Source organism: Micromonospora sp. NPDC023956 (assembly GCF_040639195.1).
In the GTDB taxonomy this organism is placed as follows: domain Bacteria; phylum Actinomycetota; class Actinomycetes; order Mycobacteriales; family Micromonosporaceae; genus Micromonospora.
This window is the reverse complement of record NZ_JBEZZN010000003.1, coordinates 82,096-100,797: the sequence shown is the minus strand read 5'-3', so window position 1 is coordinate 100,797 and position 18,702 is coordinate 82,096. Positions and strand designations below refer to the sequence as shown.

The window sequence follows — 18,702 nt, the reverse complement described above, 5'->3', positions numbered from 1 at the left end:
ACGTCGAACGGGACCGGTCAGGCGACCTCGACGATGACGTCCACCTCGACCGGGGCGTCCAGGGGCAGTTCCGCCACGCCGACCGCGCTGCGGGCGTGCCGCCCGGCCTCCCCGAAGACCGTGCCGAACAGGTCGGAGGCCCCGTTGATCACGCCGGGCTGGCCGGTGAAGCCGGGGGCCGAGGCGACGAAGCCGGTCAGCTTCACCACCTTGACCACGTTCTCCAGACCGACCAGCGCCTCGATCGCGGCGAGCGCGTTCAGGGCGCAGCGCTGGGCGAGGTCCTTGGCCTGCTCGGCGGAGACCCCGGCGCCGACCTTGCCGGTGGCGAGGAGCTTCCCCTCGGCCATCGGCAGCTGCCCGGAGACGTAGACGGTCCGCCCGGACTGCACCGCCGGCACGTAGCTGGCCACGGGAGCAGCCACGTCGGGCAGCTCCAGCCCCAGCTCGGCGAGCTTGGCGTACGGCGTGGCGGTCATGCCCTGGGCCGCTTCAGGTAGGCGACGAGCTGCTCCGGGTTCGGCCCCGGGATCACCGAGACGAGTTCCCAACCGTCCTCGCCCCAGTTGTCGAGGATCTGCTTGGTCGCGTGGACCAGCAGCGGAACGGTGGCGTACTCCCACTTCTGCATCGTTGCCGGGCTCCCGTTGTCGTGGGGTGGATGTTCCGCCGACAGCCTACGGCCCGGTCGAGGGCCGGGGCACGGGACGCGGCTCCGGGACCAGTGGCGCCTCCCCGCAGGGGCCCGGGTGCCGGTAGCGCTGGGGGCAGCGGGAACGGTCGGGCAGGAGCAGGTCGCAGAAGACCCGGCGTCGGTTGTTCTGGTCGTCGGCGGTGGAGACGGTGGTCTCCCCGGCGTCCAGCTCGGGCAGGAAGCCGAGGGAGTCGGCCACCCGGCCGGCCAGTGCGGTGGCCGCCGGGAGGTCCAGCACCCGGACCGGCAGGTGGATCACGTAGCCGGGCTCGTCGTCGTCCTGGCCGCGTTCGACCGGCAGGGCCCGCAGGCGCAGGGGTTCGACCTGGTCGGACGACCGCCGGTACGGCCGCTCGTTGCACGGGGACGCCACCGCCGCGTCCCCGGCCTCTCCCCGGCGTGCGGGCCACCGGTCGCCGTCGGGGAACTGGGTACGGGGAGTGTTCTCCGCGTCGCGCATGCAACTGCCTCCGGGCGTCGATACCTGTCCGATCTGCCGTCTGCGGGTGGGCGTCACGCCCGCACTCTTCCCCCGCGCCGGGGCCGAACGTAGGGCCGAAATCCGACACCGGCAACTGGGCGCGCTCGAATCATCACGGACAGTCATATATGCGACAGCCCGATCGTCCGGTTGCGGATATCGCCGCCGGCCACTCCACCGGTAGTCGGCCCCGCCCACCCGCACCGGGCACCGACGACGACGCCGACCAGGTTGGCCGGCACCGGTGACATCAGCACCGGGACCCCCGGCGCACCCCGCAGACCGCTACCCTCACGGTCGGGTCGGCGCTCCCGACCCGACCGACAGAAGCGTCACCGCCGCCGGTGACCGCGTAGCGCACTCCCGGGGGAGACGATGACCCAACCGCCGCAGGGTGGCCCGTACCCGCCGCCGAGCGGTCCGCCGTTCGACACCGGCCAGCCCCAGCCCGACGGCCCGTACGGCCCCGCCCCGCAGTCCGGTGGCGCGCCGGGATACCCGCCCCCGCCCGGCACCCCGGCCCCGCCGCCCGGGTACGGCGCACCCGTCCCCCCGCCGGTGTCCGGCGCACCCGGGTACGGCGCACCGGTGTCCCCCTCCGTGCCCGGCGGCTCCTTCCCGCCGCCCCCCGGGTACCCGGCCCAGGGCGAGGGCGGCTACCCGCCCGGCAACGCCTATCCGCCCGGCACCGCCTACCCGCCCGGAAACGCCTACCAGCCCGGCAACGCCTACCCGCCCGGCGGGGCGTTCCCGCCCGGCTACCCGCCGCCGGCCGCGCCGCGCAAGAAGCGTGGGCTGCTGATCGCCTCGATCATCGTGGTGGTCGCCCTGCTGCTCTGCGCCGGTGGTGGCACGGCGGCCTTCTTCCTGCTGCGGGGAGCCGACTCCGGAGAGGGCGCGGACGAGCCGACGACGGCGGTGAAGAACTTCCTCACCGCCGTCTACCAGGACCGCAACGCCGGCCGGGCGACCGAACTGGTCTGTTCCTCCGCCCGGGACCGGGAGAAGATCGCGGCCAAGGTGGCCGAGGTGGAGAAGTACGTCGCCGAGCACGACACGCCCCGGTTCCGGTGGACCGACCCGAAGGTGGACGAGCGGACCGAGGAGCGGGCCACCGTCACCACCACGGTGACCGTGACCACCGCCGACGAGAAGATCACCAACCAGGAGCTGCGGTTCACCGTGGTCCAGGAGACCGGTTGGTGGGTCTGCGAGGTCGGCTGATCCCGACCGGTGGTTAGGCTCGACTGGTGCGAGCAGCTGAGCAGCCGGTCGACCCGGCCGGCCACGGGTGGCCGGCCCGCCTCCACGTGGTGACCGGCAAGGGCGGCACGGGCAAGACCAGCGTGGCGGCGGCGCTGGCCCTGGGACTGGCCGCCGGTGGCCGCCGGACGCTGCTGGTGGAGGTGGAGGGGCGGCAGGGCATCGCGCAGCTCTTCGGCACCGACCCGCTCCCGTACGAGGAGCGGCACCTGACCGACGCGCCGGACGGCGGGGAGGTGAAGGCACTCGCGGTGGACGCCGAGGAGGCGCTGCTGGAGTACCTCGACATGTTCTACAAGCTCGGGGCGGCCGGCCGGGCCCTGCGCAAGCTCGGCGCGATCGACTTCGCCACCACCATCGCCCCCGGCCTGCGCGACGTCCTGCTCACCGGCAAGGTCAAGGAGGCGACCAGCCGGAGAAGTGGGCAGCGCCGGGCGTACGACGCGGTGGTGCTGGACGCTCCGCCCACCGGGCGGATCGGCCGGTTCCTGAACGTCACCGCGGAAACCGCCCGGCTGGCCAAGGTCGGACCGATCAAGACCCAGAGCGAGGGGGTGGCCGCCCTGCTGCGCTCCCCGATGACCGCGGTGCACGTGGTCACGCTCCTGGAGGAGATGCCGATCCAGGAGACGCTGGACGCGGTCACCGAGCTGACCTCGCTCGGTTTCCCGGTCGGGCGGATCATCGTCAACGCGACCCGGCCCCCCCTGCCCGCCGGCCGCGCCACCAGTCAGGCCGAACTGCGCCGGGGGCTGCTCGCCGCCGGGCTCCCGGCCGACCGGAGCACCGTGGCCGGACTCCACACCGAGGCGGTTGACCAGGCCGTTCGGCGGGATCTGGAGGAGACACTCCGCGCGGAGCTGACCGACCTGGGCCGACCGCTGGTGGAGCTCCCGCTGCTCCCGGCGGGGGTGGACCGGGAGGGCCTGGAGACGCTGGCCGCCGCGCTCGTCCGGGCGGATTGACTCACACCTGCGGCCGGCACGGCGCGGAGAGCCGCACGAGCCCGATACGCTCGATTGGTGCCTTCCGAAGACGCGGCGCCGCTGCTGGACGTCGACCACATCCTCGCCGACCCCGGCGTGCGGATCGTCGTCTGCTGTGGTGCGGGCGGAGTGGGGAAGACGACCACGGCGGCGGCGCTCGCGCTGCGGGCGGCGGAGCGGCACGGCCGGCGCACGGTGGTGCTCACCATCGACCCGGCCCGCCGGCTCGCCCAGTCCCTCGGCCTGACCGAGCTGGACAACACGCCCCGCCAGGTCAAGGGGCTCGACACCGACGGCGGCGGTGAGCTGCACGCGATGATGCTGGACATGAAGCGGACCTTCGACGACGTGGTGCTCCAGCACACCGACCCGGCGAAGGCGGCGGAGATCTTCGCCAACCCCTTCTACCAGGCGATGAGTTCGACCTTCGCCGGCACGCAGGAGTACATGGCGATGGAGAAGCTCGGGCAGCTCCACGCCCGGGGCGAGTGGGACCTGATCGTGGTGGACACCCCGCCGTCCCGCTCGGCGCTGGACTTCCTCGACGCGCCGGCCCGGCTCTCCCGCTTTCTCGACGGCCGGATGCTGCGGCTGCTGCTCGCCCCGGCGCGCAGCGGTGGGCGGAGCATGTTCAGCCTGGTCACCGCCTCGTTCGGGATGTTCTCGAAGGTGGTGCAGAAGGTGCTCGGCGCGCAGCTGCTGACCGACCTCTCCGGTTTCGTCGCGGCGCTGGACTCGATGTTCGGCGGCTTCCGGCAGCGCGCGGAGCAGACGTACCGGATCCTCCAGGCCCGGGAGACGGCGTTCCTCCTGGTCGCGACGCCGGAGCCGGACGCGGTCCGGGAGGCCGCCTACTTCGCCGGCCGGCTGCGGGAGGAACGGATGCCCCTGGCCGGCCTGGTCCTCAACCGGGTGCACCGGCCGGCGGTCACCACCCCGGACGCGACGGAGAGCCTCGCCGCGGCGGACCGGCTGACCGAGCTGGGCGGCCACGAGGCCACCGTGGACGTGCTCCGGGCGCACGCCGCCCTGCTCCAGCAGTCGGCCCGCGAGCAGCAGGTGGCGGCGTCCTTCGGTGAGGCGTTCCCGGCGGTGCCGACGGTGGCGGTGACGGCGCAGCCCGCCGACGTGCACGACGTCGACGGGCTGCGGACGATCGGCGCGGCCATCAGCCACACCTGAGTGCTGCGGCACACGCTCCGGTGAGCGTGACCGGTGCCGGGCGGGCCCGGCACCGGGCGCGGGTCACCCCACGTTGACCAGGATCTTGTCCTTGCCCGCCTTGTCCTTGGCGTTCTTGCGCATGGCGGCCTCGAACATCTTGCGCCAGCTCGTCACCTGGGGATGCCGGCGCAGCAGCGCCCGGCGTTCCCGCTCGGTCATGCCGCCCCACACACCGAACTCGATCCGGTTGTCGAGCGCGTCGGCCAGGCACTCGTACCGCACTGGGCAGCTCCGGCAGATCCGCTTCGCCACGTTCTGTTCCGCGCCCTGTACGAACAGGGCGTCCGGGTCTCCGTTCTGACACGCCGCCAACGACGGCCAGTCAGTGATCATGCCCATCTGTACTCGTCCCCCCTTGCAGTACCTACCGACTCCGTGCGGTTCAGCCGGATTTCCCCCGGTCACCCGCGCCCGACCTTCCCCAAGGCGGCACGGACGACATCTGGCTCTGTCGCCGCCATCATCATGCTCTGTAGTCACCCGATTACGCAACGTTGTCGGCCAAATCCATCATTTCGGACACATCGCGCGTCTCGGGCTTCGGCCCGCCGCATACCCCGGCCGACCGCCTGAAAACCCGGCGGCGTCCCCACGATCCGGGGACACTCGTCCGCCGTGTCGCGCAACCCCGTACCGGGGGTCGTGCGTTTAACACAACGAGGGCGGCGCAGGCAGGAAATGGGGGAAACCAGCCCCGAAGTCGCCCAATACCTACTCGCGTACTCTGTCGAGGTGACCTGGATGCGGAAACGTGACCACAATCTGCTGACCAACGCCGCATCGCTCCTGATATGCGGCCTGCTGGCCGGGGTGGTGGTGGCGGCCGCCGCGTTCCCGGCGGTGGCGATGTCCGGGCTGGCCGCCAAGGCGGGCGCGGAGACACTCGGGAAGCTGCCGCCGGACCTCACCGTCAAGCGCGCCCCGCAGATCAGCTACCTGCTCGCCTCGGACGCCAAGACCCCGCTGGCGACCATGTACGACGAGAACCGCCGCGACGTCAGACTCAAGGACGTCGCCCCGGTCATGCGGCAGGCCATCGTCGCCGCTGAGGACCACGACTTCTACAAGCACAACGGCGTCGACTTCAAGGGCGTCGCGCGGGCGTTCGTCAACAACAGCTCCGGCGCGGCCTCCCAGCAGGGCGCCTCGACGCTGACCATGCAGTACGTCCGGCTGGCGATCGCGTACTCGGCGAGCCACCCGGCCGACGTGGTGGCCGCGACCGAGGACACCACCGCCCGCAAGGTCCGCGAGATGCAGTACGCCGTCCAGGTGGAGAAGAAGTTCTCCAAGGACGAGATCATGGAGCGCTACCTCAACATCGCGGCCTTCGGCAACGGCGCGTACGGCATCTTCGCCGCCAGCCAGGTCTACTTCAACAAGACGCCGGCCAAGCTGACCGTCGACGAGGCCGCCATGCTCGCCGGCATGGTGAAGGCGCCGACCAGCTTCGACCCGACCACCAAGAGCGGCTACCCGCTCGCGGTGGAGCGCCGCAACTATGTGATCAACAACATGGTCGAGATCGGCGCCGTCTCGAAGGAGGAGGGCGAGAAGGCCAAGGCGGTCAAGCTCACCGTCAAGGGCAAGCGGGCGCCGAACGGCTGCGTGCAGACCCGGGACGCCAAGTGGGGCTTCTTCTGCGACTACCTCTACCGCTGGTGGCTCCAGCAGGAGGAGTTCGGCTCCACCACGTACGACCGGGAGCGGCGGCTCAAGAGCGGCGGCTACAACATCGTCACCACCCTCGACGTCCAGGCCCAGCGGGGCGCGGACAGGGCGGTGCGCAAGGCCAAGCCGGTGACCAGCAAGGAAGCCGCGATGGTGGCCGTGGTCGAGCCGGGCAGCGGCCGGGTCCGGGCGCTGTCGGTGAACCGGAACTACAAGCTGGACGACCCGAACAAGCCGCAGAACAAGCCGCACAGCGACCCGGTGCAGCGGAAGAAGAACAAGAAGCTGGGCAACTACCCGAACACGGTGAACCCGCTGCTCAGCGGTGGCGACGGCATCACCGGTTACCAGGCCGGCTCGACGTTCAAGATCTTCACCATCGTGGCCGCGCTGGAGAAGGGCATCCCCCTCCAGTACACGATCAACTCGCCGAAGCAGTTCAAGTCCGAGTACATCGTGGAGCGGGGTTCGAAGGCCGCCTGCCCGGGAACGAGCAACTACTGCCCCACCAACTCGGTGGAGAGCATGGCCGGCCCGCACAACATGTGGAGCGCCTTCGGCCGCTCGGTGAACACCTTCTTCGTCCCGCTCCAGCAGCAGGTCGGCGCGAAGAACGTGGTGAAGGCGGCACAGAAGCTCGGCATCACCTTCCGGGCCAGCAACGACGCCACCTTCGCCGCCACCGACCAGGCCGCGAACCAGTGGGGCGCGTTCACCCTGGGTGTCTCGCAGACCACCCCGCTGGAACTGGCGAACGCGTACGCCACCCTCGCCGCGGACGGCAAGTACTGCGAGCCGATCCCGGTGCAGAAGATCACCGGCCCGGACGGCAAGACCCTGGACATCGCCAACCCGCGCTGCGAACAGCGGATCAGCACCGAGGTGGCCCGCGCCGCCGTGGACGCCGCCCGCTGCCCGCTCGGCGACCGCTCCTCGACCTCGCGCTGTAGCGGTGCCACCGCCCCGAACGTGCGTGGCATCGTCGACGCGCCGGTGGCCGGCAAGTCCGGCACCACCGACTCCGAGAAGACCGCCTCGCTGGTCGCGATGACCAAGCAGTACGCGGTGGCCGGCATCATGGCCGACCCGGACTGGCCGCAGACCAACGTCAAGATGAAGCACAACCAGCGGGACGGCATCAACCCGCCGGTGTACGAGACGCTGCGGGACGCGATGAAGGGCAAGGAGCGGGTCAACTTCACCCCGCCGAGCGGCAAGATCGTCACGGGTGACCAGCGCTCCATCCCCCGCGTCCGGTGCGAGTCCGTCGACACCGCCCGCAACCGGCTCAAGGGCGCCGGCTTCGAGGTCGTGGTGAGCGACGTCCGGATCGCCTCGAGCTGCCCGGCAGGGAGCGTCGCCGGCACCAGCCCGGACGGCCGCACCATCAAGGGCGGCGTGGTCACCATCCAGATCAGCACCGGCAACGAGGGCGGCGACAACGGTGGCGGCACCCCACCGGGCGGCCCGCCCCGAGGTGGTGGCACGGACCGTCCCAACGGGTAACCGTCGGACACCACGAGGGGCCCCTGCCGTCGCACACCAGCGACGACAGGGGCCCCTCGTCAGTTCCGGTACGTCAGCCGATCACCCCGACCGGCGTCGACCGACCGCTCAGACGGCCAGCTGGCGGCGTACCTCGGCAGCCACCCGGCCTCCCTCGGCCCGGCCGGCCACCGCGGCCTGGGCCGCCTTCATGGCCGGGCCCATCTGGGCCTTGCCACCGAACCCGCCCGCGGTGAGCGCCCCCGCGACCAGCTCGGCCAGCTCCTCGTCGGAGAGCTGCTTCGGCAGGTAGCGCTCCAGCACCTCGCCCTCGGCGGTCTCCTTGCCGGCCTGCTCGGTGCGCCCCGCCTCGGCGAAGGCGGTCGCCGCCTCGCGGCGCTTCTTCGCCTCCTTGGTCAGCACGGCGAGCACCTCGTCGTCGGAGAGCTCCCGCTTGGCCTTACCCGCGACCTCGGCATTGCCGACGGCCGCCAGGGCCATCCGCAGGGTGGAGGTGGTCAGCTCGTCCCGGGCCTTCAGGGCGGCCCGCATGTCGGCGGTCAGGCGGTCCTTAAGCGTGCTCATGGTCGGTCAAACTACCCTGAACGCCATGCGAAAGCGCACCTTATTCCGGCTCGCGACCGCCACCGCCGCCCTCGGCGCGGCCACCCTGGCGTACGCCTCGCTCGTCGAACGCAACATGTTCACCCTCCGCCGGTACGACGTGCCGGTGCTGCCGGCCGACGCCGAACCACTGCGCATCCTGCACCTCTCCGACCTGCACATGACTCCTGACCAGGAGCGCAAGCAACGCTGGGTGGCGTCGCTGGCCGCCCTGGACCCGGACCTGGTGGTGGTGACCGGGGACAACATGGCCCACCCCGAGGCGGTGCCCGGCGTACTGCGCGCCCTCCAGCCCCTGCTCAGCTACCCCGGCGCCTTCGTCTTCGGCTCCAACGACTACACCGGACCGGTCTGGAAGAACCCGTTCACCTACTTCCTGCCCGACCGCGAGTACGTCGACGGGGTCACCCTCCCCTACGAGGAACTGCGCGCGGTGTTCACCGGCGCCGGCTGGACCGACCTGAACAACGCCCGGACCACGGTCAAGGCCGGCGGGCGCGTCGTCGAACTGGTCGGAGTCGACGACCCGCACATCGAACGGGACGACTACTCGCTGGTGGCCGGGGCGGTCTCCGAGACGGCCGACGTCTCCCTCGGCCTGACCCACTCCCCCGAGCCCCGGGTGCTGGACGAGATGGCCGCCGACGGCTTCGACCTGCTGCTGGCCGGGCACACCCACGGCGGTCAGGTCTGCGTACCGGGGGTGGGGGCGCTGGTGACCAACTGCGGGCTGCCCCGGACCATGGCGAAGGGCCTGCACCGCTGGCCCGGATCCGACTCGTGGCTGCACGTCTCGGCCGGTCTGGGCACCCACCCGACCGCCCCGATCCGGTTCGCCTGCCCGCCGGAGGCGAGCATCCTCACGCTGATTCCCCGCTGATCCCACCTCCGTGAGGGGGCCGGACCGCCCCGGGTAGGACGCCGGGACCGGGGCGGGGGATACCGAGTTTGATCCCCGGGGCGGGTGGGCTAGTATTTGTCCGCACGCCTCGGGGTGTGGCGCAGCTTGGTAGCGCGCTTCGTTCGGGACGAAGAGGTCGTCGGTTCGAATCCGGCCACCCCGACCAGGTAAGAGGGCACATCCTATCGAAGGATGTGCCCTCAGTGCATTGGTACAGCAGTGAAGTACAGCAGCGGCTAGCGCAGGCTCTCACCGAGGCGCTTGAGTGCGTCGCGGGCGGCGTCCGAGGACGCCTGCGAGTAGATCTCCATCGTCACCGACACCTCCGCGTGCCGGAGCACCTGCATGATGACGCGCGGATGCACGTCCAGGTCGACGAGCAGGGTCGCGCAGGTACGCCGGGCGTCGTGCACGGTGATCTTCCGGACCCCGGCACGGGCACAGCGGGCATCCCAGGACCGGTTGAAGTTGCGCGGCTCCACGGGCGTTCCGTAGCGGGTGGTGAACAGCAGCCGCGAGCCCTGCCAGGCAATCCCAGCTTGGTCGCGGTCGTTCTTCTTCGCGCTCTTGCGGAGGTCGAGTGCCGTCGCGCAGATGTCCGGCAGTGGGAGCGTGGCGTCCGAGGTCTGCGTCTTGGTCTCGCGGTGCAGCAGTTGGCCGCCGACCCGTTGCAACTGCCAGCCGATCGACAACTCCCCCGCCCCCAAGTCGACGGCGTCCTCGGTGAGACCGAGTACCTCGCCCTTGCGCAGGCCGAGGACCAGGATCAGCACGTACGCCGCGTAGAGCGGATCCCGGTCGGCCCGCGCGGACTCCAGGAAGCGACGCGCCTCGTCACTGGTCCACGCCCGGCCCCTACGACGGCGGACGGGTGGGAGCTTGACCAGCGCGGCAGCGTTGCGGGTGACCAGTTCCTCGGTGGCGGCGTGGTTGAGCGCCGAGCGCAGCACACCCCGGATGTCCTTGACCGTGCGGGCGGACGGCGCGTCACCGCAGCACCGGCCGAGCGCGCAGCAGCGCCGCCTGAGTTCCGGGCGGCGGGCGTCCTTGCCCTGGGCGCAGCACTGGCAGGTACGGGCCACCTCGTTGATCCAGGTCTGCACGTCGCGCACCTGAAGCCGGTCGAGCCGCTTCCCGCCGAGGCCGGGAATCACGTACAACCGAAGGATCGTCTCGTACGTGGCACAGGTCAGCGGCGCGAGGTTGGGGCGCACGACCTCCCGGTGCCAGTACGTCAGGTAGTCACCGAGGGACGGAACGCGGGTGGCGACCGGCCCGGCCTTGGCCTGCTGGTGCAGCTTGATCCACTTGTCGTGGACGACCTCGCGGGTCTGGCCGTAGACGTACTTGCGGGTGCGCTTGCCGTCCGGCTTGGTCACCCAGACGTAGGCGGCGAAGCCGTTGCGGTACGGGAAGATCGAGCCTTCGCCGTTGGCGCGTGACCGTCCGGGCATCAGGCGGCCTCCTGCCGTTCGACCTGCTCGCGGACGTACTCGTCGACCCACTCGGGGAGGACGCGACGGTACTTGCCGTCCTTGATGGAGCGCAGTTCACCGGTGGCGATCTTCATCTTGACCTTGGACAGGCCGAAGCCGAGCAGCACGGCGACCTCGGCGGGTGAGTACCAGCGCGGGGTGAGGTGTCGGGTCATGCCGCCACCCCCGACCACGCCTCGTGGGCGAGTTCTTCCCGGCCGACGCGGCTGCGCTCGCGGTGTTGGGCGGCGACGGTGTTGGCGAGTAGGGCGTCCCCGTTGGTCAGCCATCCGGAGCCGGTGAAGGTGAGGGTGCCGACGGTGATCGTGTCGGCGGTGTCGTCCTCGGTGCGGCGATAGGCGGCGCGGGTCTCCCGGAGCAGGCCGAAGGTGACCGAATAGCGGCGGGCCTTGGTGAGGAAGTGGCCGCCGTAGCCGAGCATGTGCGCCCAGCGGCGCAGCCCGGCGTAGGCGTTCGGTTTGCTGTCAAGGTCGCCTTGACGCTCGCCGGCCGGGGCGGCGGTGTTGCTGGTCTGGTGGTGGGTGGGACGGCCGAGTCGCCAGCAGGCGTCGATAGACGGGCCAGGTGGTCGCCTTCCGGGTCGGCGTAGGCGTCGATGGTGTCGGGGGTGAGGCGGGTGGAGCAGTGGCCGGTGACCTCGGTGGACTTGGTGGCGTACTTCGCCAGGTAGGCGGCGACCTTCCCATCGGTCACGTCCCCGTCGCCGGTACCGATACGGCGTACGTCGATCTGCTCGCCCCAGGCGATCGACCAGCCCTGCGGCCGGTCGGGGTGCGCGGGAGTGGTGACGGTGATCTGCCGGGCGGCGGCGTGCACGGCGGCGTCAAGGTCATCGGCGGTGATGCCGGCCGGCGGCGGGACGAGGGCGTGCCGGTCGTGGGGGTCGACGCCGTCGAGGCGGAGCAGGACGTGGAAGTGCACCGCGCCCCGGCGCTGCATCTCGGCGACCTTGCCGTGTGACACCCGCACCGGCGGCACCCGACGGACCTTGCCGGTGCCGGTGACGACCTGGACGTGACCGATGCCGCGTCGACGGCACAGGGCGGTGAGGTGGCGTTCGATGGCCTGCTTGGTGCGCCGCCACAACTCCCCGGAGAAGGCATTCCACACGACCTGGTGGTCGTGGTCGTAGCAGTCCAGGCACAACGGCCGACCGAGCTGCGGATCATCGGCGTCATGGCGGGCGAAGCAGGCCGCGGACCGCCCGTGCGAGCAGGTGCCGGCGGTGCGGCGGGCGTGGCAGGGTGCCGGTCGGCAGTCGCAGCGCCGCCGCTCGGTGCAGGTGTGCCGGGGGATGTGCCGGTGATGGACCGGACCGAACGATGGGGCGGTGAAGGTGGCGAAGGCGACCGGATGCCGGGCGACGGTGGTGGGGACGGTTTTGCCGCCGGTGAGGCCGCAGCGGACGACCTGGAAGGCGTCGCCCACGTAGACCCAGGCGCAGTCGGGGCACTGGGCGGCACGGCGGTTGCCGCACGCTTTGTACAACGTTCGGTCGGGTAACTCGTCGGTGTGCCGCTCTCCAAGCATCCGGCCGGTGCCGGGCTCGACGGCGGTGAGGGTGCCGGTCAGGCGGATCGGACGGGTGCAGCCTCCGGCGGCGCGGGTGTGCTCCAACCAGCCGAATAAGTCCGGGGTGCCGGCGCGATGCAGGGCTTGGGCGTCCCGGCCCGCGACGAGGCCGGGGCGGTGCAGGGTGATCAGGGTGGACACGGGTTTCTCCTCAGGGGTGGCAGGGGACGGGTACGAACTGCCACCGGTTGTCGGAGCGGTGTCCGTCGGTGGTGTTCGTGGTGTCTCCTGGCACCGCCGGGGAGGGCGGCTGACGCCGGAGGGCGGAAGCGTGGCCGAGCCACTGACCGCCGATCGGGAACGTCCTTCCGGTGCGGGATCGTGGGCGTGATGCCGGGACGGGTGGGTGCCTGGTCGTCGGCTTCCGGCGGGTTACCGCAGGCAATCCCCACCCGTCGAGGTGCACGAATCCGGGCCACCGTGGACGGCAGGAAAGGCCATACTGGGCCGCTCAGCGGACTTCGGGAACCGGCACAGCGGCCGGTGCGATCGAGAGCCGGCGGGACGTTACCCGCATCAGCGGCAGGAAGGCCGCTCGGCAACTCCACAGTCGAGTTCAGCGATCCGGCAGGAAGGCCGCGCTGGCGTGCTCGACGAGGACCACGGTAGCACCGAGCACCGACACGTCGACCCGCAGTGACCCCGACCGGAGGCGATCCGGCCGGCTGCCGGCCGGTGTGGGAGGACTTTCTGTACATCTATCAAGGCGGCCCTGAACGGGCCGCACGCGCCGCCGCCAGGGCGCGTGCCCGTCGCTCCGCTGTCGCTCCGACTCCGGTCACGCAACACGCCCGGCGGCTGGCGCGGAGGGGCGGGTAGCCCGGTGGGCCGCCGGATGACGACAGGCCGTTTTCCCGGTGGGGTGGCGGGGCCGGCAGCCGGCCGGGCCGCGCGGCGAGCACCGCGCGGCGTGGGGGAGCGGACGCCGGCCGCGTCGGCGGCTGGCGGGTCGGTGGCGGGGTTGCGGTTACTGCGCCTCCGGCGGGGGCGCTCCGGCTCCAGGATGGCCGGGGGTCCGTCGGCGGCTTGCGGTCCGTGGGTGGTGGCGGTGGGAGCCATCCCGCCTACCCTCGACCCGGGCGAGCCGAGCAGACCACCGCCCGACCCGCCAGCGTCCGTACGGGCGTCAAGGCCGTCTTGACGTGGCGGGCCGGGCGGAGGCCCGCTCCCCAGCGGGCGGGTCGACGGCAGACGGGATGGACAAAGAACTTGATTTCTCAGATATCAGCGTTCAATAAGATTGTACTGGGTGGCGTAAACTCGCAATTTTTTCATCATATAGCTGGCGATTTTATTGGGTGTGCAATGGGCGGAGCTGAGATGATGAAATTCTAGGTGTAGTCGCCTATTGTCGACTGGCACGATGGCATCTACAATAGCGTCTCCCCCGAGGGGTACCTCATATTTGACGTCCCTCGGATCGAATCTTTCACCTGCATCCCCCACGAATTTTAGTATTGCCTCGTTGATGGATCGGTGCTGCTTGCTCGATAATGCTTGAATGGCATCGTATGCGGTGAGCGTGTACTCGGATGTCTTACCCTTATTGGTTGTCAGGACTTCCGGGACGGGTTCGCCGGCTAGGAAACGGGCAAGATCGGTGGTCTTGTAAGCTGTCCTTCCGGTGCTTCGGTTTGGGGAGAAGTCAAGGCCGGATAAGGCGTTTCTGATGGGCGAGCCAGCTTGAGACTCGATACCACATGCATGGGCAACAGTTGATGGGGTAAGTGCTACAAGCTTGGCTTGCAGCAGGGATGAAACCCATGCCAAGTTGCTTTTCTGTGTCGCCCCTCGGGATCTCCAGAATTTCCCGGGCTCCGAGAATCGTGCAGAGCTTATGACCTCATCAGTGCGAAGGCGATAAGTATTTGGATTGCGTAGCCGAGCAACGTGTCCCACGACTTGCGAGTGTGATGATACGACGAAAATGACTTCCGGGAGGCCCGTAATGTTCTCCGAGAAGTCTTCTTGGTCAACGCGAATCTGGTTAATGCCTGTAAAAAATTCGCCCAGTGTCGAATACTGGTCAACCAGCTCACTTGCACTGGACTCGTTAATTCCGAATTCGTCCCAGCTTTGATTGAGCTGGTCCAAGATTAGGCCGACAGCCTCCACCCATTGCGATTTGGCTGGACCGTCGATCGAAAAGACTGCCCTGTCTGGACAGAAGCTCTCGCTTCCAAAGCTTCTGGCTGTGCCGACTAAACGGTCTCTCCAAGATTCATCGGTGGTCGGCCAGACGAACAGCAAATCGGGGCGTCCGCGAACTAGGTTGTTTAGTGCCCCCATGACGTCTCGGAGCCCTTGTTCGTCATCGGTGCTCTCGCGTCCGTCGATTAGAACGAGTGTCGCGCGGTCGTCGATCTGGCCGGAAATGTTAGCTACAACCCATTCAGGAATATTCCGTAGCGGGAGAGAAAACTGAGGAGGAACGGAGATTACGGGTTTAAATGATTCTCGCAGGAGGACTGCGGCTGCGTATACGGCGGTAGTCTTTCCCTTTCCGGGAGGGTTGTGTACTACTGCTAAAGTTCCTGCGCCTTGCGCCATATTGAATCGAAGTAGCTTGCTAAACTGACGTAAGTCCCTGTCTACCTTGAGGATCAAAGGGGCGTAATTTAAGGCCCCCATGCGCAATACAGACTCGAATTTTGTAGGGAGGACCTCCACCGACTTCCTTTCTTCTTCGTTCTTCGAACTGAGTGGCGGAGCCCCGTGCCTCAGCCAGCCCTAGACGCTCCATGTTGACTCTAGCGGTATGCACTGCTTGAGCAAACGAGGCCGATGATCCCAGCGGGTCCTGCTGCTTACCCGGTAGGGGCGGGGTTGGTTTCGCGGGAGCAGTACATGAAGGGCTGACGAGAGACGATGGCGGATCGGCGATCGACGTCAGGGCCCACGCGGGGCACGCTTGGTCGGCACCCTGCGCTTCCAGGCGGAAGGGCAGGGTTTCATCGATCCGGACATCGGTCCGCAGGTGTCGTCGGCGGGCAGGTTCTGCCGTGAAGCCCTGTTGCGTAGAACCGCTACCCTCCACTGTGGGGTAGGAACCACCTCCCGCCGTAGCCCCAGGCGGCGGACCGGAACGCTAGCGCCGGTCTGGGTTCGTCATCTCCCTGATGGGAGGCGGCGGCCGGAGAGGATCCGAAATGCGCTCCACGCGCAAACCGAGAGTGCGGCGACGGGAACGTGCAGGTGGCAGCCAGGTACTGCGGAGAAGCAGCGAGATCGGACGAGTTGTCGAGACTTCGCTGAAGATCGTCTACTTGGTTCTGCTCATAGCCGGTCACTGGCACTGAGGTTCGGTCGAGGACCCAAGCGGTTCCTCTACCCGCGATGGGGGCCTTCCTTCGTCCGAGGGAGGCCCCCATCGCCTATTCCCGCAAGTTGCGGTGGGCACTGGCGACAGCAACGGTGACAGCAACAGGGCCGGACGCGGAGGTCCGAGCAAGGAGGGCTACGGATCAGCGCCCGACGTCAGGGACGTGCGCGGACGCGCCCGGACGGAGCGCCCAGAACTTACAAGCGAGGCGTCGGGCAGCGAGGAGGCAGCGCGAGCGTCGACACAGGTCAACTCCGAACTTGAACCGACGGTGCTCAACACCTGCTCAGCGACGCAGAGCACCATCGGACGACAACAGCCGACAGGTTCAGTCCGCATCCCCCCAGCGGGGGTCAGACTGGCTTGCGTGCCGCTCTCTCGACTTCTTGTAGGACCAGTCCGAGGGTTTGTGAGCGGCGATCTGCTGGCAGCGTTGACCAGGCCCGCCGGGCGTAGGCGAGCCCCCCGGATCGGTCTCCGGACTTGGTCATCATCAGGGCGCGGTGTAGCTCGATGTGGGTGGCGAACCGGGTCAGTGACGCTGGTCGGAGCCGGTCGGCGTCAGCCTGGGCCTGTTCGCCTGGGCCGATGATGCCGAGTCGGGCGTAGAGCATCGACCGGAAGGTGGCCATTCGCCAGGCGGGTACGGCGGCGTCGGAGATCTCGCTGTCTGATGAGGCGGTCTGATCAAAGACCCGTCGTGCGTCTTCGTCGGCCGTGATGGCTCGGGCGATGTCGCCTCGTCCGGCGGCGACGTGGGCGCGGGCCATCAGGGCCTGGAGGCGACCGAGCGATGGCCGGTCGGACAGAGCGATGGCTTCGTCGGCGTACCGCTTTGCGACGGGCAATGCCGCGCCTTCGTACGCCAGGGCGATGGCAGCCCGGCCGCGTACCCAGACCCGGACGGCCAGGTCGCCCGAGCGGTCGGCGGCGATCCTGGCGGTGTCGTACCAGCCGATTGCCTCGGTCGGGTCCTTGGTCGTCTTGCCGTAGGTCGTGAGTGCACGGGCGGCGGTCGCCCACATCGTTGGGCTGTCGAGCTGCTGTTGCAGGACGACGAGATCACCGGCGAGCCGGGTCTGAAGGTTGTCGGCGCCGATCTCCATGTAGTCCCGGCCGTACTGCTCGACCCGGTCACGCCAACGGTCCTCGCTGTCCCGCTGGCCGGTCAGCGCGGCGGTGAAGCCGGAGCGGATCAGCTCGTTGGCAGCGATCGGCCCGATGGTGACGGCTTGGAGAAGGTGTCTGCGCTTCACGTCCGGGTCTCCCAACGCTCGCGCGTAGGCGAGCACGATATCCGGCGTCGCGGTCCGGCGTCCCGCCTCGACGTTGCTGAGGTGCGATGCCGAGTAGCAGGTACGGGCCGCGATGGAGGCCAGTGTCACGCCGGCCTCAGTACGAGCGTGCCTCAGATGTGCGCCGAGGTCATCCATCGGCTCCCCTGTGAAAGGTCCTGAAAGCATCGAGACGCTTCCGATGCGTAGTCGTGGGGTCACAGAGTAGAGCCCAGACGCGGTCGGCGCAGCCGGTGTGCGAACCGGGCTTGGTTGCGTCGCCAGCCGGGCGCGGCGGCTTCGGTCCTTCCACGAGCAGCGCCGCCGCGCCCTCCTCTTACTGCGGAGGTGGGAATGAACGACGACGTTCCGGACCAACCGAGGGGCGAGCAGATCCAGCAGGCGGAACAGGAAGCGGCACGGCAGCGGATCCTCGCGCAGGCCGAGGCGGATCGAATACCAGCCGAGGACACGGATCGGGCGGTGCCGGACCGGCGGTGGCGTCGTGGACAGCACTGACCTGCTGCCGGTCGGTCGTCGAGTCGCGTACTGGCGGGGTCGGCGGAAACTGTCGCAGCAGGTGCTCGCCGATCGGCTCGGCAAGTCGAAGAGCTGGGTGGACAAGGTCGAGCGGGGTGTCCGGTCACTGGACAAGGTGTCGACGCTTCAGAACATCGCCGCCGTTCTGCGGATCGACACGGCCGTGCTGCTCGGCCGGGACGCTCAGCCGGCCGGGGTGACCGAGCGCGTCGAGGGTGTGGAGCGGATCCGGGTGGCTCTGTCCCGGTACGAGATCGCGTTGGAGCGACCGGCATCCCGCCGCCCTGTCCAACCGGCCGATGAGGTGGCGCGGGAGGTCGGGCACGTGTGGAGCACCTTTCAGCACGCCCGCTACCCGCAGGTCGTCGACCTGGTGCCGGGGTTGTTGGCCGACGCACAGCGCACCCACGCCCACGATCCCGACGCGGGTCGGGTGCCGCTGGTGGAGGCGTACCGGGTGACGGCGTCGTTGCTGGTGAAGCTCGGGGCCCCTGACGTGGCATGGCTGGCGGTCGACCGGGCCATGATCACCGCCACCGGTGACGGGGTGTCGGTAGCTGCTGCTGCCGTGCAGCTCGGTCAGGTGTTGCGCGAGTCGGGACAGGCGCGGGTGGCGAAGTCCGTGATGCTCGCCGCCGCCTACCGCATCGCCCCACCGGTGATCGAGTACGGCACCCCAGCCGAGCTGTCCCTGTGCGGCACCCTGCTGGTGCAGGCCGCCCTGGCCGCCGCCCGCATCGGAGACGACCGCACCGCCGCCGACCTGATCGACGAAGCCGCCGACATGGCCGTCCGGGTAGGTGACGGGCATGACCACCACCGCACCGCGTTCGGGCCGACGGCCTTGGAACTGGCCCGGGTCGCCACAGCGGTGGAGTTGGGCGAAGCCCGCGAGGCGGTAACTCGACACGAGAAGGCCACCACACGGGACGGCTGGCGATGGCTGCCCGCCGAACACCGGGCCGCCCACTTGATCGACGCCGCCCGCGCCTACCTCCAAGCCGACGACCCGGTCAACGCCAGCCGAGTCCTGATGGAGGCCGACCGGATCGCACCCGCCGAGATCCGCCACCGACCAGGCGGCCGAGACATCCTCGCCCAGGTCGCCAGAGAGCCCACCGCCCCGACAACGCTCACCCACCTCGCCACCACCCTCGGAGTGGGCTGAG

The 18,702-nt window shown here is 69.4% G+C and carries 15 protein-coding genes, 1 tRNA gene and 1 pseudogene; 7 read left to right on the top strand and 10 right to left on the bottom strand.

The features are described from left to right. Nucleotides 1-17: 17 nt before the first annotated feature. The 3 genes from AB0F58_RS06665 to AB0F58_RS06655 are packed head-to-tail and all read right to left on the bottom strand — an operon-like array spanning nucleotide 18 to nucleotide 1,154. Nucleotides 18-479 (bottom strand): RidA family protein, encoded by a 462-nt coding sequence (locus AB0F58_RS06665; RefSeq protein ID WP_357138996.1) that lies wholly within the window; start codon nucleotides 477-479, stop codon nucleotides 18-20. Beyond that, nucleotides 476-631: a DUF4177 domain-containing protein gene (locus tag AB0F58_RS06660; RefSeq protein WP_357138993.1), complete on the bottom strand. Its 156-nt coding sequence runs from the start codon at nucleotides 629-631 to the stop codon at nucleotides 476-478. Before AB0F58_RS06660 ends, AB0F58_RS06665 begins: the two co-directional genes overlap by 4 nt. Nucleotides 632-677: 46 nt before the next feature. Further along, complete coding sequence (locus AB0F58_RS06655) at nucleotides 678-1,154, bottom strand: hypothetical protein (RefSeq protein ID WP_357138990.1); 477 nt, start codon at nucleotides 1,152-1,154, stop codon at nucleotides 678-680. Nucleotides 1,155-1,775: 621 nt separating this feature from the next. On the opposite strand from AB0F58_RS06655, the gene AB0F58_RS06650 reads away from it, so the two are divergent. The 3 genes from AB0F58_RS06650 to AB0F58_RS06640 are packed head-to-tail and all read left to right on the top strand — an operon-like array spanning nucleotide 1,776 to nucleotide 4,606. Next, nucleotides 1,776-2,399, top strand: coding sequence for a hypothetical protein (locus AB0F58_RS06650; protein ID WP_357140371.1), 624 nt, complete (start codon nucleotides 1,776-1,778; stop codon nucleotides 2,397-2,399). A gap of 26 nt (nucleotides 2,400-2,425) precedes the next feature. Further along, nucleotides 2,426-3,403 carry an ArsA-related P-loop ATPase gene (locus AB0F58_RS06645; RefSeq protein WP_357138987.1) on the top strand — a complete coding sequence of 326 codons (978 nt, stop codon included), beginning with the start codon at nucleotides 2,426-2,428 and terminating at the stop codon, nucleotides 3,401-3,403. 54 nt (nucleotides 3,404-3,457) lie between these two features. Next, a complete protein-coding gene (locus AB0F58_RS06640) occupies nucleotides 3,458-4,606 on the top strand; it encodes an ArsA-related P-loop ATPase (RefSeq protein ID WP_357138984.1) in 1,149 nt (382 codons plus the stop codon). A 63-nt stretch (nucleotides 4,607-4,669) separates the two neighbouring features. Here the strand turns inward: AB0F58_RS06640 and AB0F58_RS06635 are convergent, their stop codons facing one another. Next, the gene (locus AB0F58_RS06635; RefSeq protein WP_357138980.1) at nucleotides 4,670-4,987 is read right to left on the bottom strand and encodes a WhiB family transcriptional regulator; all 318 of its coding nucleotides are present in this window, start codon (nucleotides 4,985-4,987) and stop codon (nucleotides 4,670-4,672) included. A 402-nt stretch (nucleotides 4,988-5,389) separates the two neighbouring features. On the opposite strand from AB0F58_RS06635, the gene AB0F58_RS06630 reads away from it, so the two are divergent. Beyond that, nucleotides 5,390-7,825 (top strand): transglycosylase domain-containing protein, encoded by a 2,436-nt coding sequence (locus AB0F58_RS06630; RefSeq protein WP_357138977.1) that lies wholly within the window; start codon nucleotides 5,390-5,392, stop codon nucleotides 7,823-7,825. 108 nt (nucleotides 7,826-7,933) lie between these two features. On the opposite strand, the gene AB0F58_RS06625 is transcribed toward AB0F58_RS06630, so the two are convergent. After that, nucleotides 7,934-8,389, bottom strand: coding sequence for a GatB/YqeY domain-containing protein (locus AB0F58_RS06625; protein WP_357138974.1), 456 nt, complete (start codon nucleotides 8,387-8,389; stop codon nucleotides 7,934-7,936). Between the two features lie 25 nt (nucleotides 8,390-8,414). On the opposite strand from AB0F58_RS06625, the gene AB0F58_RS06620 reads away from it, so the two are divergent. Together AB0F58_RS06620 and AB0F58_RS06615 are read left to right on the top strand one after the other, a co-directional pair. Then, nucleotides 8,415-9,308 carry a metallophosphoesterase gene (locus tag AB0F58_RS06620; RefSeq protein WP_357138972.1) on the top strand — a complete coding sequence of 298 codons (894 nt, stop codon included), beginning with the start codon at nucleotides 8,415-8,417 and terminating at the stop codon, nucleotides 9,306-9,308. A 110-nt stretch (nucleotides 9,309-9,418) separates the two neighbouring features. Then, a tRNA-Pro gene (locus AB0F58_RS06615) sits at nucleotides 9,419-9,495 on the top strand. Nucleotides 9,496-9,565: 70 nt separating this feature from the next. On the opposite strand, the gene AB0F58_RS06610 is transcribed toward AB0F58_RS06615, so the two are convergent. The 5 genes and pseudogenes from AB0F58_RS06610 to AB0F58_RS06590 all read right to left on the bottom strand — a co-directional run bounded on the left by AB0F58_RS06610 (nucleotide 9,566) and on the right by AB0F58_RS06590 (nucleotide 17,152). After that, nucleotides 9,566-10,783: a site-specific integrase gene (locus AB0F58_RS06610; RefSeq protein WP_357138969.1), complete on the bottom strand. Its 1,218-nt coding sequence runs from the start codon at nucleotides 10,781-10,783 to the stop codon at nucleotides 9,566-9,568. Continuing rightward, complete coding sequence (locus AB0F58_RS06605) at nucleotides 10,783-10,980, bottom strand: excisionase family DNA-binding protein (RefSeq protein ID WP_189048713.1); 198 nt, start codon at nucleotides 10,978-10,980, stop codon at nucleotides 10,783-10,785. The genes AB0F58_RS06610 and AB0F58_RS06605 overlap by 1 nt, the downstream gene beginning before the upstream one ends. Next, nucleotides 10,977-12,538: pseudogene (locus AB0F58_RS06600) on the bottom strand (replication initiator). The gene AB0F58_RS06605 and the pseudogene AB0F58_RS06600 overlap by 4 nt, the downstream one beginning before the upstream one ends. A gap of 1,083 nt (nucleotides 12,539-13,621) precedes the next feature. Beyond that, nucleotides 13,622-15,067 (bottom strand): hypothetical protein, encoded by a 1,446-nt coding sequence (locus AB0F58_RS06595; RefSeq protein WP_357138966.1) that lies wholly within the window; start codon nucleotides 15,065-15,067, stop codon nucleotides 13,622-13,624. 1,005 nt (nucleotides 15,068-16,072) lie between these two features. Further along, nucleotides 16,073-17,152 (bottom strand): helix-turn-helix transcriptional regulator, encoded by a 1,080-nt coding sequence (locus AB0F58_RS06590; RefSeq protein WP_357138964.1) that lies wholly within the window; start codon nucleotides 17,150-17,152, stop codon nucleotides 16,073-16,075. Nucleotides 17,153-17,498: 346 nt separating this feature from the next. On the opposite strand from AB0F58_RS06590, the gene AB0F58_RS06585 reads away from it, so the two are divergent. After that, complete coding sequence (locus AB0F58_RS06585) at nucleotides 17,499-18,701, top strand: helix-turn-helix domain-containing protein (protein ID WP_357138961.1); 1,203 nt, start codon at nucleotides 17,499-17,501, stop codon at nucleotides 18,699-18,701. The last annotated feature ends 1 nt before the right edge of the window (nucleotide 18,702 follow it).